At 72.1% G+C, this 14,072-nt stretch carries 12 protein-coding genes; 5 read left to right on the top strand and 7 right to left on the bottom strand.

Translation table 11 applies throughout. The features are described 5' to 3' along the window. Positions 1 to 227: 227 nt before the first annotated feature. A complete protein-coding gene (locus ACILR4_RS08935) occupies positions 228 to 1,517 on the top strand; it encodes an Hsp70 family protein (RefSeq protein ID WP_395700499.1) in 1,290 nt (429 codons plus the stop codon). An 11-nt stretch (positions 1,518 to 1,528) separates the two neighbouring features. On the opposite strand, the gene ACILR4_RS08930 is transcribed toward ACILR4_RS08935, so the two are convergent. Next, positions 1,529 to 2,194: a YecA family protein gene (locus ACILR4_RS08930; RefSeq protein ID WP_395700498.1), complete on the bottom strand. Its 666-nt coding sequence runs from the start codon at positions 2,192 to 2,194 to the stop codon at positions 1,529 to 1,531. A gap of 69 nt (positions 2,195 to 2,263) precedes the next feature. Between ACILR4_RS08930 and ACILR4_RS08925 the strand changes: the two genes are divergently transcribed. After that, on the top strand, positions 2,264 to 3,187 hold the full coding sequence (locus tag ACILR4_RS08925; protein ID WP_395700497.1) for a delta(1)-pyrroline-2-carboxylate reductase family protein: 924 nt from the start codon (positions 2,264 to 2,266) through the stop codon (positions 3,185 to 3,187). A gap of 161 nt (positions 3,188 to 3,348) precedes the next feature. On the opposite strand, the gene ACILR4_RS08920 is transcribed toward ACILR4_RS08925, so the two are convergent. Further along, entirely contained in the window at positions 3,349 to 4,341 is a 993-nt protein-coding gene (locus tag ACILR4_RS08920; protein WP_395700496.1) for a LysR family transcriptional regulator, read from the bottom strand. A 151-nt stretch (positions 4,342 to 4,492) separates the two neighbouring features. Here ACILR4_RS08920 and ACILR4_RS08915 point away from each other — a divergent pair, with 151 nt between their 5' ends. Next, entirely contained in the window at positions 4,493 to 6,013 is a 1,521-nt protein-coding gene (locus ACILR4_RS08915) for a CoA-acylating methylmalonate-semialdehyde dehydrogenase (protein ID WP_395700495.1), read from the top strand. A gap of 6 nt (positions 6,014 to 6,019) precedes the next feature. Here ACILR4_RS08915 and ACILR4_RS08910 read toward each other — a convergent pair whose 3' ends face one another. Together ACILR4_RS08910 and ACILR4_RS08905 are read right to left on the bottom strand one after the other, a co-directional pair. After that, positions 6,020 to 6,997, bottom strand: coding sequence for a Bug family tripartite tricarboxylate transporter substrate binding protein (locus ACILR4_RS08910; protein WP_395700494.1), 978 nt, complete (start codon positions 6,995 to 6,997; stop codon positions 6,020 to 6,022). An 84-nt stretch (positions 6,998 to 7,081) separates the two neighbouring features. Further along, positions 7,082 to 7,867: a LuxR C-terminal-related transcriptional regulator gene (locus ACILR4_RS08905; RefSeq protein ID WP_395700493.1), complete on the bottom strand. Its 786-nt coding sequence runs from the start codon at positions 7,865 to 7,867 to the stop codon at positions 7,082 to 7,084. A 141-nt stretch (positions 7,868 to 8,008) separates the two neighbouring features. Between ACILR4_RS08905 and ACILR4_RS08900 the strand changes: the two genes are divergently transcribed. Next, complete coding sequence (locus ACILR4_RS08900) at positions 8,009 to 8,473, top strand: DUF3237 family protein (protein WP_395700492.1); 465 nt, start codon at positions 8,009 to 8,011, stop codon at positions 8,471 to 8,473. Here the strand turns inward: ACILR4_RS08900 and ACILR4_RS08895 are convergent. Further along, complete coding sequence (locus ACILR4_RS08895) at positions 8,465 to 11,089, bottom strand: ATP-binding protein (RefSeq protein ID WP_395700491.1); 2,625 nt, start codon at positions 11,087 to 11,089, stop codon at positions 8,465 to 8,467. The genes ACILR4_RS08900 and ACILR4_RS08895 overlap by 9 nt on opposite strands. Next, positions 11,086 to 11,964, bottom strand: coding sequence for a transporter substrate-binding domain-containing protein (locus ACILR4_RS08890; protein ID WP_395700490.1), 879 nt, complete (start codon positions 11,962 to 11,964; stop codon positions 11,086 to 11,088). Before ACILR4_RS08890 ends, ACILR4_RS08895 begins: the two co-directional genes overlap by 4 nt. Positions 11,965 to 12,093: 129 nt before the next feature. Here ACILR4_RS08890 and ACILR4_RS08885 point away from each other — a divergent pair, with 129 nt between their 5' ends. Beyond that, positions 12,094 to 13,302 (top strand): acyltransferase family protein, encoded by a 1,209-nt coding sequence (locus ACILR4_RS08885; protein ID WP_395700489.1) that lies wholly within the window; start codon positions 12,094 to 12,096, stop codon positions 13,300 to 13,302. Here ACILR4_RS08885 and ACILR4_RS08880 read toward each other — a convergent pair. Continuing rightward, positions 13,244 to 14,071 carry an ABC transporter permease gene (locus ACILR4_RS08880; protein WP_395700518.1) on the bottom strand — a complete coding sequence of 276 codons (828 nt, stop codon included), beginning with the start codon at positions 14,069 to 14,071 and terminating at the stop codon, positions 13,244 to 13,246. The two genes, ACILR4_RS08885 and ACILR4_RS08880, sit on opposite strands and share 59 nt — an antisense overlap. Position 14,072: the final 1 nt, after the last annotated feature.

Raw genomic sequence — 14,072 nt, 5'->3', positions numbered from 1 at the left:
GGTTTTTCACGCGGGCGATACTAAGTGATGCACCTGTTGCCGGCGCCACCCGCCGCGGCCGGCGCCGTGCAATAGTGCTGCGCCGGGCCCGTGGCGTCGGGACCTCGTTGCATGCGGGGCGTTGAGCGCCAGGGTGGCCATCGACGCGGACACCCTAGAATCCCGCCCCCCGCAACCCCAGCCCCGACCTTCCGGCACCGCCCCTGCCGGGCGGTCGCCTTCGTGCCATGTCCCGCGCCCTGCCTCACGTCTGCGCCATCGATTTCGGCACCTCGAACTCCGCCATCGCGCTGCCGGCTGCGGCCGGCGTCGAACTCGTCGAGCTGGAGCCCGGCTACCGCACCATGCCCACCGCGGTGTTCTACGCGGTCGAAGGACTGGAGCCGCACGAGGACCCGCACCGCCACTACGGCCGTGCCGCGGTGGCCGCGTACATCGAGGGCCAGGAAGGCCGGCTGATGCGCTCGATGAAAAGCATCCTGGGCTCGACGCTGGCCGAGCAGGCCACCGAGGTCGGGGCCGGCCGCTCGGTGCGTTACCTCGACGTCGTCGCGGGCTACCTGCGGCACCTGAAGACGCTGGCCGAACACCAGGCCGGCCAGCGGCTGGAACGCGTGGTGCTGGGCCGGCCGGTGTTCTTCGTCGACGACGACCCGGGGCGCGACGCCGCTGCGCAGGCCGCGCTGGAGCGCGCGGCGCGCGAGGTGGGCTTCGGCGACATCAGCTTCCAGTTCGAGCCGATCGCCGCGGCGCTGGACTACGAGACGACCATCTCGCAGGAGCAGCTGGTGCTGGTGGCCGACATCGGCGGCGGCACGTCCGACTTCTCGCTGGTGCGCGTCGGGCCCGAACGGCGTCGTCACGTCGAGCGCAAGCAGGACATCCTGGCCAACCACGGCGTGCACATTGCCGGCACCGACTTCGACCGCCACATCGAGCTCGCCCGCATCCTGCCGGCCTGCGGCTACCGCGGGCTCGGCCCCACCGGGCGCGAGGTGCCGAGCAAGGTGTACTTCGACCTGGCCACCTGGCACCTGATCAACACCGTCTACGCGCCAGCCCGCGTCAGCGAGCTGCGGCGCATGAAGAGCTTCTACGCCGAACTGCGCCAGCACCAGCGGCTGATGGCGGTGATCGACGCCCGCCTGGGCCATGCACTGATCGGCCGCGCGGAGGCGGCCAAGATCGCGGTGGCCGAAGGTGGCCACAGCGAGATCGACCTCTCGCTGATCGAACCGGGCCTGAAGGCCGGCATCGACGAGAGCGCCGCGGTGCAGGCGCTGGAGGCCGACCTGGCGCGCATCGTCGACGCCGCGACGGACACGGTGACGCAGGCCGGCTTGGCGCCCGACCGTGTCGATGCGCTGTACTTCACCGGCGGCTCGACCGGCTTCAAGCCGCTGGCCGACCGCATCGCGGCCCGCTTTCCGGCGGCCCGGCCGATGCGCGGCGACCGCTTCGCCAGCGTCGCGCAAGGCCTGGGCGTGCACGCGGCGCGGGTCTTCGGCGGGGCCTGATCAGCGAACGCTCAACGCCGGGGCGGGGGCCGCCGCGGCCCCCGGGCTGCGGGCCGAGCGCCCGCCGCCCCGGCGGCACGCGGCCGCGATACGTCGGCGATCAGCAGCACGCTGCGCACCAGGTCCTCCACCGCCTCGGGCAGATCGGCCGGCAATTCCAGCGTCTCGATCTCGGCCAGCAGCGCGTCGGCGTCTTCCAGGTCGTCGGGATCGAAATGGCGGTACAGCGTGGCCAGGGGCTCGAGGATCGCGGCCTCGTGGCGGTCCATCAGCAGCGTGAACACGTCCATCGCGGTCGCGAAACCGGCCACCCAGGGCAGCACGGTCTCCGACGGGCTGGCCGCGTCGTCGAGCTGGTAGACCCAGGGATCGAACCAGTCGCGTCGCTCGATGGCACGGTTCAGCTCGGCATGCCGGCGCCGTGCCAGCGCGCGCACGCGCTCGATCGGGAAACCCGCCGGCGGCGCCTTGCCGTCCACGTCGCACACATGCGCCAGCCATTGCGCTTCCGGCACCGGCCGGGGCTGCAGCAGCACGCCGCACAGGTAACCATCGAGCATCACCACGTCCAGCGCCTCGTGGCCGGGCGGCAGGCTGTCCAGCAGGCCCTGCAGCTCGTCGAGCTCGGCTTCGCTCAGGGGCCGTGAAACAGGGCCGGGCGGCACGGGAGGGGTCATCGGGGCATTGTCGCCTGCCTATCATCGGCCCATCGCTCGCATTGCGGCCCCGATCGGCCCGAGACCTCGATGAAGATCTACGACGCCACCGCCACCGCCGAGGCGCTGCCCTGGGGCCCGTTGGTGCGGGCCATCGACCAGACCCTGACCGATCTGGCGGCCGGCCGCGTGCAGCTGCCCGAGCGCTGGGTGCTGCCGCTGGCGCCGGCGACCCACTGGTTCGTGATGCCAGCCTGGCTGAGTGCGGCCGCAGGCGACCTGGCTGCGATGAAGCTCATCACCTACGCCGCCGACAACCCCGAACGCGGTCTGCCCGCGATCCTGGGCGACGTGCTGGTGCTGCGCGCCAGCACCGGGGAACGCCTGGCGCTGCTGGATGGCCCCACGGTCACCGCCCGCCGCACCGCCGCCGTCACGCTGCATGCGGCGCGCCAGCTGGCGCCGCGCCCGGTGGGCCCGCTGCTGGTGATCGGCACCGGCGTGCAGGCCCTGACCCACGTGACCGCCTTCACCGAGGCGCTGGGCATCGACGAGGTCTGGGTCCGCGGACGGACCGCGGCCTCCGGCCTGGCCTTCGCGCAGACCCTTCACCAGCGCGGCATCTACGCCGAAGTGGCCACTGACTTGAACGAAGCCCTGCAGCGCTGCCCCTTGATCGTCACCGCCACGCCGGCGCAGGCCGTCTGCCTGCAGGGCACGGTGCGCGACGACGCCTTCGTGGCCGCGATCGGTGCGTTCACCGCGCAGATGGTGGAGCTCGACCCGGCCCTCACGCGTGACATGGCGCAGCGCGGCCAGGTGGTGATCGACAGCAGCGCCGCCCGCCACGAAGGCGGCGACCTGTTGGCCGCCGGCATCGATCTTTCCGCGGTGCAGACACTGGCCGAGCGCCCGGCCCGGCAGGATGGCGGGCCGGTGCTGTTCAAGAGCTGCGGCTCGGCGCTGTGGGACCTGGCGGCCGCGCGCTGCGTCGCAGTTGAAGCACAAGCCTGAGGCTTTGTGGACTTCTTTCTAGGGATGGCCGCTGCCGGGACGCTTCGGCACAGTCTGCCCGGTTGTCGAGACGCGGCCCTGTTCGGGCTGTTGCCCTCGGCAGGCACCGCCCCCGGTGAGCCTGGCTCCCACGGCGCTGCAGCAGTCCCAACGACGTCCTTTCATTGAGGACTTCCAGAGCCCGCCGAGCAATCGGTGGGCTTTTTTTTGACCCGGACCCGAGCCACCCCGAAACCGGGCTTGAACGCCTCGCGCACGAAGCCGATGAAGGCCTGGACCGCGCGCGGCACATACGGCGTGTAGGGCCGGATGGCATAGAGGTGCTCGCCGAAGCTGCCCACCGGCCGCCACGCCGGCAGCACGCGCTGCAGCTTGCCCGCGGCGAGCGCGGCCTGGGCGCTGAAGTCGGGCAGCAGCGCGATGCCCAGGCCGCCCAATGCCGCCTCGCGCAGCGCCTCGCTGTTGTTGGCGACGAAGCAGCCGGCCACCGGCACGGTGACCTTCGCTGCCGGCCCGCTGCGGGGCAGCAGCTGCCAGGTGGGCGTGTCGCCCGGCCGCAGGTAGTGCAGGCACTCGTGCTCCGCCAGTTCGGCCGGGGTGTGCGGCGTGCCGCGCCGGCGCAGGTAGCTGCGGCTGGCCACCAGCACCGATTCGGTGGCGCACAGGGTCCAGGCCACATGCGTCTCGGGCGGCGCCGGCGTGTGGCGGATCGCCAGGTCGAAGCCTTCCTGCGCCAGCGGCACCAGCCGGTCCGACAGGTCGAGCTCGATGCGCACCTCCGGGTGCGCGCGCAGGAACGCGGGCAGCCGCGGCACCAGCTGCTGCCGCGCCAGCGCCACCGGCGCGGTGATGCGCAGCAGCCCGCGCGGCGCCGCGGCCAGGTCCTTGATGCCGGCAAAGGCCGTGGCGATGGCCTCGAACGCGCCGCCGGTGGCATCGGCCAGCTGCTGGCCGGCCTCGGTGAGCCGCACGCTGCGGGTGGTACGGTGCACCAGCGGCACGCCAGCCGCACGCTCGAGTTCGGCAATGCGCGCACTCATCGCCGCCTTGCTGACCGACAAGCGCTGCGCCGCCGCGGTGAAGCTGCCGAGCTGGCCCAGCACGGTGAGCCAGTGCACATGGGCCCAGAGGGTTTCGACGCGGCGGCTGTCCATGGGCGCTGTTCCGTGATTCGTTGCGGGATTGTTCGCCAAACCGAACAATGAATCCACCGGCGGGTGGCTAGGCGCGGCGGGATCGCGGTCCTAGACTGCCCCTCTCGTTCCTTCCCCCGTCATTCCTCCCTCGACTTGCCAGGAGACCGCCATGGGCGCACCCGAAGCCTTCACCGCCACGCAGGACGTGGGCCACTTCATCGGCGGCCGTGTCGTTGCCGGCACCAGCGGTCGCCAGCAGGCCGTGTACAACCCCAGCACCGGCCGCGTCGCGCGCCAGCTGGCGCTGGCCTCGGTGGACGAAGTGGCGGCCGCGGTGGCCAGCGCCAAGGCTGCCTTCCCGGCCTGGGCCGAGACGCCGCCGATCCGCCGCGCCCGCGTGCTGAACAACTTCCTGCAGCTGCTGAACCAGCACCGCGACACGCTGGCCGCGATGATCAGCGCCGAGCACGGCAAGGTGTTCACCGACGCCCAGGGCGAGGTCACGCGCGGCATCGACATCGTCGAGTTCGCCTGCGGCGCGCCGCAGCTGCTGAAGGGCGACTACACCGAGCAGGTCTCCACCGCCATCGACAACTGGACCCTGCGCCAGCCGCTGGGCGTGGTGGCCGGCATCACGCCGTTCAACTTCCCGTGCATGGTGCCGCTGTGGATGTTCCCGGTGGCACTGGCCTGCGGCAATGCCTTCGTGCTCAAGCCCAGCGAGCGCGATCCCTCGCCGTCGCTCTTCATGGCCGAGCTGCTGAAGCAGGCCGGCCTGCCGGACGGCGTGTTCAACGTCGTGCAGGGCGACAAGGTGGCGGTCGACGCGCTGCTGACGCATCCGGACGTGAAGGCGCTCAGCTTCGTCGGCTCGACGCCGATCGCGCAGTACATCTACGAAACCGGCGCGCGCCATGGCAAGCGGGTGCAGGCGCTGGGCGGCGCGAAGAACCACATGGTGGTGATGCCCGATGCCGACATCGAGCAGGCGGTCGACGCGCTGATCGGCGCGGCCTACGGCTCAGCCGGCGAGCGCTGCATGGCCATCTCGGTGGCGGTGCTGGTGGGCGACATCGGCGACAAGATCGTGCCGAAGCTGGCCGAGCGCGCCCGTGCGCTGAAGATCCTGAACCCGATGGACCTGGCCGCCGAGATGGGCCCGATCGTCACCCGGGAGGCCAAGGAGCGCATCGAGGGCTACATCGGTGTCGGCGTCGAGGAAGGCGCGCAGCTGGTGGTCGATGGCCGCGGCCACACGGTGGCCGGCCTCGAGGGCGGCTTCTTCACCGGCGGCACGCTGTTCGACCACGTCAAGCCGACGATGCGCATCTACAAGGAAGAGATCTTCGGCCCGGTGCTCAGCTGCGTGCGCGCGAAGGACTTCGCCGAGGCCGTGCAGCTGGTGAACGACCACGAGTACGGCAACGGCGTGGCCTGCTTCACCAGCGACGGCGGCATCGCGCGCGAGTTCGCGCGCCGCGTGCAGGTGGGCATGGTCGGCATCAACGTGCCGATCCCGGTGCCGATGGCCTGGCACGGCTTCGGCGGCTGGAAGCGCAGCCTGTTCGGCGACATGCATGCCTACGGCGAGGAAGGCGTGCGCTTCTACACCAAGCAGAAGAGCGTGATGCAGCGCTGGCCCGAGAGCATTGCGAAGGGCGCCGAGTTCGGTTTCCCCACCTCGAAGTAAGCGGCTTCAGTCTCCGGTGAAGCCGGAGCTCTTGACGACCTGTGCCCAGCGAGCCTGCTCGGCCTTCAGCATGCGCTCGGTGTCGGCGCGGCTGGTGCCGAGCACGCTGAAGCCGGCTTCCTGCAGCTTCTGCTTCACCTCGGGCGACTTCACCGCGGCAACCACCTTCAGGTTCATCGCCTCCAGCATCGCCGGTGGCGTGGCCGCGGGCACCAGCACCGCGAACCAGGCCGAGAAGTCGGCCTTGGGGTAGCCGGCCTCGGTGAAGGTCGGCACCTCGGGCAGCAGCGGCGAACGCTGTGGCGCGGTGATGGCCAGCGCGCGCAGCTTCCCGCCCTTGACCTGCGCCATCGCCAGCGCGGTGCTGACGAAGGCCCCCTGCGCATCGCCGGCGATGATGGCCGTCACCGCATCGCCGGTGGAGCGGTAGTGCAGCGGCTCGACCTTGAAGCCGGCGAGTTCGCCGAACACCTCGGCGCCGAAGTGCCCCGGCGTGCCGGCGCCGAAGGTCACGAAGTTCAGCTTGTCCTTCTGCGCACGCGCATGGGCGACGAATTCGGCCACCGTCCTGTGCGGCGAAGTGAGCGGCACCACCAGCACGAAGTCCGAGCGCACGACTTCGCTGACGCCGGCAAATTCCTTGGCCGGGTCGTAGGGCAGCTTGCGGTAGGCGGCCGGCGCGATGCTGATCGAGCCGACCTCGGCCAGCAGCAGCGTCGTGCCATCGGCCGCGCCCTTGGCCACCGACTGTGCGGCAATCTGCCCGCCGGCCCCGGCCTTGTTGTCGACGACCAGCGGCTGGCCGGCCAGCTCGCCGAGCTTCTGCCCCAGCGTGCGCGCCACCACGTCCGGCCCGCTGCCGGGCGGGAAGCCGACCACCAGCTTCACCGGCTTGTCGGGCCAGGCCTGGGCTTGGGCCGCGAGCGGTGCCAGCGCCAGCAGCGCGGTGGCAAGGGCAAGAACGACGGGACGACGTGAGCGCATGGCAGGCAGCGGGCAGACGCGGGGCCTGCAGTGTGGGGCGCCCACGCTGCGGCGCCTGTCATCCCAGAGGTGGACAGCGGCGCTTCAGTGCGCGGCGGCCGCCGGCATGAAGGCAGCGAACAGCTCGCTCTTGAAATGCAGGCCCAGGCGCTCGAAGGCCCGCGCACGGTAGGTCTTGACCGTCGCGACCGACAGGCCCATGTCGGCGGCGATGCCGTCGTAGCTCCAGCCGCGCAGCAGCCGCTCGCACACGTCGAGCTCCCGCGCGGTGAGCGCCGGGCAGCGGGCCTGCAGGGCCCCGCGCAGGTCGGCCGGCGCGGCCGGCGCCTGCAGCGCGACATGCCGCTGCACCGCCGCCAGCAGCAGCGGCGCCAGCGCGGCAAAGCCGGCCACCTCGGCATCGCCGAACGGGCCCTGGTGCTCGTGGTGATAGAGGTTCACCGCGAACAGCCCGTCGTCTTCGGTGCGCTGCGCGACCGACAGCCGCTCCAGCACCTGGTGGCGTCGGTAGATGGCCTCGCGGTGGGCAGCGTTCGGCGCCTCGTCGGCATGCATGCGCAGCAGGCCGCAGCGGCCGGGCGTGATGGCGTCGAAGCTGCAGTCGCGCCGGTACAGGCCCTGGTGGTAGGCGCGGAAGCACTCGCCGGTGCGATCGGCCACGCCAAGGCTGGCCGAGAGGTGCAGCACGGGCGCGCAGCCCGGTCGCAGCTGGTAGACCGACCACGAGGCGGCCCGCAGCCCGCCCGCGTTGAGCCCGCGCAGGGCGGCGTCGGCAAAGCCGGCCGCGCCGATCGCCCCGATGGCCGGCAGCAGGCCGCCGGCGGCTGGTCCGCAGGGGCTGGTGTCTGAAGTGAGCGGCCAGTGTTTCATCGACGGCGAGGCCGGCGCGCTGCGCTGTCGTCTTCTGGGATGACAGCACGGCGCAGCCGATGCGGGGTCTGCGCCGGCATGATGTCGATGCGCGCCACCGCCGTCCATCCCGACTGACCCCAGCCCCTTGCCCGCCGCCCGATGCACCCCCCGCCCCCGTCCCTGCTGCCGATGATGCAGATCCGCTGCACGGTGGCCCCGCTGGTAAGCCTGGGCCCGGCGCCGCAGGGCGAGCGGCGCTATGTGCCGCTGGGCGGAGGCACCGTGAGCGGGCCGGAGCTCAGCGGCACGCTGGTCGAGGGCGGCATCGACTGGCAGCTGCAGCGTGCCGATGGCGTGCTGGAGATTGCCGCGCACTACGTGATCCGCGCCGACGACGGCGGGCTGATCGAGGTGCGCAGCGACGGCCTGCGGCACGGCCCGCCCGAGGTGATGGCGCGGCTGGCGCGCGGCGAGCCGGTGCCGCGCGAGCTGTATTTCTTCCGCACCGTGATGCGCTTCACCACCGGCGCGGCCCACTGGCTGCACCTGAACAAGGTGCTGGCGCTGGCCGTCGGCGAGCGCGAGGCGGCGCTGGTGAAGCTGGACGTCTATCGCCTAACCTGAACGGCCATCGAGCCAGCGCAGCAGGCAGTCGTAGAGCGCATCGGGATCCACCGGCTTGGCCAGGTGGTCGTTCATGCCGGCGCGCAGGCAGGCGGCGCGGTCCTCGCCGAAGGCGTTGGCGGTCATCGCGATGATCGGCAGCTCGGCCCGCTGCGGCAGCGCGCGGATCGCCCGGGTGGCGGCCAGTCCGTCCAGCTGCGGCATCTGCATGTCCATCAGCACCAGCGCGTAGTCCGTGCGGCTGGCCATGGCCAGCGCCTCGCGCCCATCGGCGGCCACGTCCACCGCGAGGCCGGCTTCGCACAGCAGCGCGCGGGCAACCTCCTGGTTCACCGGGTTGTCCTCGGCCAGCAGCACCCGCCGGCCGGCATGGCGCTGGCGCAGCAGCTGCTCGGCCCGCCCCTGGGGCACGCCCGCAGGCACCGTGGCCACGCCGGGTTCCGGCCCTTCGGCCAGCACCGACGGCACCGTGAACCAGAAGCGGCTGCCGAGGCCCGGCCGGCTCTCGACGCCGACCTCGCCGCCCATCAGCTGCACCAGCCGCCGCGTGATGGCCAGACCGAGCCCGGTGCCGCCGTAGCGCCGCGTGGTCGTGCTGTCGGCCTGCTCGAAGGCACCGAACAGGCTGCCGATGCGTTCGGGCGCGATGCCGATGCCGCTGTCCTGCACCTCCAGGCGCAGGCGTTGCAGCGCCTCGCCGGGGCCCGGCGCCAGCCAGTGGGCCAGCAGCCGGACCTCGCCCTGCTCGGTGAACTTCACCGCGTTCGACAGCAGGTTCACCAGCGCCTGCTGCAGCCGCGTGGGGTCGCCGCGCAAGCGACCGGGCAGCGCTTCGGCCTGCACCTGCAGGCGAAGCCCCTTGTCGCGCGCCCGATCGGCCACCAGCGCGACGCTGCGCGCGATCATCGCCTGCGGCTCGAAGCTCACCGCTTCGAGTTCTAGCTTGCCGGCCTCGATCTTCGACAGGTCGAGCACGTCGTTGATCAGCGCCAGCAGGTGCCGCGCGGCATCGGACACCTTGTGCAGCCGCTCCTGCTGGTCGGGCCGCGGCTGCTCGCGCTGCAGAAGGTGCGTGAGCCCGATGATCGCGTTCATCGGCGTGCGGATCTCGTGGCTCATGTTGGCGACGAAGGCGCTCTTGGCGCGGCTGGCCTGCTCGGCACGGTCGCGCGCCTGCGTCAGCTCTTCGTTCAGCCGCTGCAGGCGCCGGCCGGCGCGGCGCACCTCGGTGATGTCGGTGGCCAGCAGCAGGTAGCCGCGCACGTGGCCGTCCTGCAGGTCGGGCACGCAGTCGATGCGCGTGGCCACGGGTTCCTGGCTGTGCGGCCGCAGGCCTTCGCGTTCGGTGCGGGTGGCCTCGCCGGCCAGCGCCGCCGCCACCTGGGCCGCGAGCGCCGCGTCGGCATCGGGCCCCAGCAGGTCCGCGTGCCGGCGGCCGATCACCTGCTCGGGCTGCTGGTCGAACCACTCGAAGAAGGCCTTGTTGGCGAAGCGGCAGTGCTGGCCGGCATCCCAGTACGAGAGGCGGCCGGGCACGATGTCGGCGATCGTGCGCTGCAGCAGCTCGGCCTGCTGCAGCGCCTGGGTGCGCTGCGCCACCAGGTCTTCCAGCCGATCGCGATAACTGGCCAGTTCCTCGTCCAGGCGCTTGCGTTCGGTGATGTCGGTGAACGAGATCACCGCGCCGGCCAGCCCGCGGCCCTGCGGCGCGGGCACGGGGTCGACGTTCAGCAGCAGCCAGACGATACGGCCGTCGCGCTGGCGCAGGCCCATCACCACCCCCCGCTGTGCCTGGCCGGTGCTGAGTGTGCGCTGCAGCGGCCGCTCGTCGGCGCTGAAGGGGCTGCCGTCGGCCTTCAGCCGCTCGCCGATCACAGCGTCGCGCACGCGGCCGAGCTGCGCCAGGTCCACGCCCAGGATGCGCTCGGCGGCACGGTTGCCGCCCTGCAGCCAGCCCTCGGCGTCGAACAGCAGCACGCCTTCGCCCAGGGCGTCGAGCGTGCTGCGCATCTGCGCATCGGCCGCGGCGCGCTGGCGGTCGGCCTGGTAGACGCCACCGGCCACGGCCAGCAGCAGCAGCAGCGCCAGGCCCACGCCCCAGGCAAAAGCGCGGCCCTGGCGCTGCTGCAGGCGCTCCATCTCGTCGCGCAGGGCGCGGTCCATCTGCACGGCGCTGTCGGTCAGGCGGCGCATCGCCAGCCGCAGGGCCAGGGCCTGCCCGGGCGCAGGCGCCGGCCCCGCGGCGATCGACTGGCCCAGCAGCACATGGAAGCTGTCGAGCTGCTGGCGCAGGTCCGGCGTCTCCAGGCCTGCCGGACCCAGGGCTTCGGCGCTGCGGCGATAGCTTTGCAACGCCTGCTGCAGCAGCGCCAGGCCCTGCTCGCGTTGCCAGGCCGAGTCCGGCTGCTGGCCCAGGGTCAGGTGCAGGAAGCCGCTGGACAGGTCGTCGCCGGCGCGGCCCAGCTCGCGCGCCAGCGCAGTGGCCTCGTTGAAGCGTTGCTGCTGGTAGAGGCTCAGGCCCGCGACCCACGCGCAGACCAGCAGCGCCGAGCCCAGCGTCACCCACCGCCAGCGCTGCCGGCGGGCGGGCGCGAACCAGGTGGGCGAAGGGCTCACGGCGCCAGCACGTCCTCGAGCCGCACGCCGGCCGCCAGCTCAGCCGGGCCAAAGCCGAACGGCGCCACCGTGCGGGCGTGCTCGGCACTGCCGATCCAGCCGACCTGCGCCGCGTTCCAGGCCTGCTGCAGCTGCGCGTCGTCGCGGTGGAAGGCGAAGGCGACGAAGTCGAGCTCGCGCGACGCACCCGGCGCCACCTCGTCGGCCAGCGCCTCGAAGCGCTCGGGCGCCGCGCCGGCCACGCCGCGCACCGTCGGCAGCGACAGCGCCAGCGCATCGGCGGCACCGGTGGCCACGGCCGCCCGGCCGGCCTGCAGGTCGGGCACCGCCAGCAAGGCCTCGGGCGCCACGCCGAAACCGCGCAGGCGCTGCTGCTCGACCGAGCCCTCGAGCACCGCCACCCGTGCATCGGCGCGGCCGGCCAGCGCGCGGTAGCCGCCCAGGTGCTTCGGGTTGCCGCGGCGCACCAGCAGCCCGGGCAGCACGCGCACGGTGGGATCGGAAAACCGCACCTGCCGGGCACGCGGGCCGGTGACGAACAGGCCGGCCGCGACAAGGTCGAAGCGCCGCTCCAGCAGGCTGGGGATCAGCTCGGCGAACGGCACCTGCACCCACTCGATCGGCGGCAGCGCCAGCCGCGCCGCGATCCGACGCGCGGTCTCGGGCGATTCGCCGGTGACCTGGCCACGGGCATCGAGCATCGCGTAGGGCGCTTCGACCGCGTAGCCGATCCGCAGCCGACCGGCCGCACGCACGCGTTCGAGCGAACCATCACCGCGCTGCACCCACCAGCGCTGGCCGGCCACGCCGCCCAGCAGCACAACGCCGGCGACGCCGGCCAGCACCAGCATCCGACGGCAACGCGTGTGGGTCACGTCGGAGATCGTAATGCGATTCGCCCGATCTGCCATCGGCCAGGGACCCGGGTTTGTCGCGCTTCGCGGCGCCCGGCACTGCCGCACAATGTCCTCGTCCCTGCCGCCCTGCCCGCCCGACCCCTTCCCATGACCCTTTCCGACCCGGCCGTTGCGCAGCGCACGCGCACCGACGGCCTCGACACGCTGCGCGCGCTCGCCATCGTGCTGGTGTTCGTCTACCACTACCGCATCTTCGTCAGCCGCGCGCCCGACCTGGGCTGGCTGGCGGTGATCGGCTGGACCGGCGTGGACCTGTTCTTCGTGCTCAGCGGCTACCTGATCGCCAACCAGCTGCTGACCGGCCTGGTGCGCGGCCGAACGCTCTCGCTGCGATCGTTCTTTGCCCGACGGGCGCTGCGCACGCTGCCGGTGTACTGGGTGGTGCTGGCGGCCTACTTCTGCTGGCCCGGCGAGATGGGCGGGCGCACGCCGCCGCCGCTGTGGCGCTTCCTCAGCTTCACGCAGAACATCGGGCTGCAGCCGGGCACCGCGTTCTCGCATGCCTGGTCGCTGTGCATCGAGGAGCAGTTCTACCTGGTGCTCCCGCTGCTGCTGGTGGCCGGCCAGCGCTGGCGCCTGGGCGCGCGCGCCGGCTGGGCGCTGATGGCCGCGTTGCTGCTGCTGGGCATCGCCACGCGCTGCTGGCTGTGGCTGCGCTTCGGCCGCGAGGCCGACGACCAGCTCGATCGCTACTACGCCTGGGTCTACTACGGCACGCCGACCCGCTTCGACGAATTTTTGCCCGGCGTGGCGCTGGCCGTGCTGAAGAACGCCCACCCCGCGGCCTGGGCGAGGCTGATGCGGCATGGCCAGGCGCTGCTGCTGGCCGGCCTCGTCGCCACCGGGCTGATGTTCTGGGGCCTGCACGAGCGCTACTACATCGACGGCTACGGCTATGGCTTCGCGATGAGCGCCTTCGGCTATTCGCTGATGGCGATGGCCTTCGGCCTGCTGGTGGCCGCGGCGCTCAGTCCGCAGAGCTGGCTGCACCGGCTGCGCGTGCCGGGCGCTTATCAATTGGCGCTCTGGTCGTATGCGATCTACCTGTCGCACAAGCCGCTGGGCGTGGTGCTGAAGGCCCAGCTCGCGCCGCTGGCGCCGCCGGCCTGGGCGCAGTTCGCGCTGATCGCGCTGGCCAGCATCGCGCTGAGCGCGCTGCTGCAGCGCCTGGTGGAGGCGCCGTTCATGGCCTGGCGCAACCGGCGCTGGCCCAGCCTGTTCGCCGGGCCCCAGCCGGCTACAGCTTCTCGGTCTCTCCCGCCTTCGGCTGCCAGGTCAGCAGACGCCGTTCGATGAAGCCGACCGCGGCATCGAGGGCCAGCGCGAAGGCGGTGAGCACGACGATACCGGCCATCACGGTGTTGATGTCGAACACGCCTTCGGCCTGGTGGATCAGGTAGCCCACGCCGCTGGCCGAGCCCAGGTATTCGCCCACCACCGCGCCGACGAAGGCCAGGCCCACGCTGGTGTGCAGCGAGCTGAAGACCCAGCTGGTGGCCGAGGGCAGGTACACCCGGCGCAGCAGCTGGCGCTGGCTGGCGCCCAGCATGCGCGCATTGGCCAGCACCACCGGGCTGACCTCGCGCACGCCTTGGTAGACGTTGAAGAACACGATGAAGAACACCAGCGTGACGCCCAGCGCCACCTTGCTGCCGATGCCCAGCCCGAACCACACCGAGAAGATGGGCGCGAGGATGATGCGTGGCATCGCGTTCAGCGCCTTGATGTAGGGCTCCAGCAGCGCCGAGGCCATCGGCTGCAGAGCCAGCCAGAGCCCGGCGCCCAGGCCGCTGAGCGCGCCAAAGGCAAAGGCCAGCACCGTCTCGATCAAGGTCACGCCCAGGTGCTGGTAGATGTCCGCATCGGCCACGAACCAGCGCCAGATGCGCGCCAGCACCTTCAGCGGCTCGCCGAAGAAGAAGGCCGCCTGGCGGTCGTCGGCGAAGAAGATCGGCGGCAGCAGGCCCGGCTCGGTCAGCAGGTACCACAGGCCGAACACGCCGAGCAGCAGCACCAGCTGCCAGACGCGCAGATTGCGGGCGTTGGGCTTGAGCTTGTCCAGCATC

This window comes from Aquabacterium sp. (genome assembly GCF_044226965.1).
Classification (GTDB): domain Bacteria; phylum Pseudomonadota; class Gammaproteobacteria; order Burkholderiales; family Burkholderiaceae_C; genus Pseudaquabacterium.
This window is presented reverse-complemented; position numbering and strand designations above follow the sequence as displayed.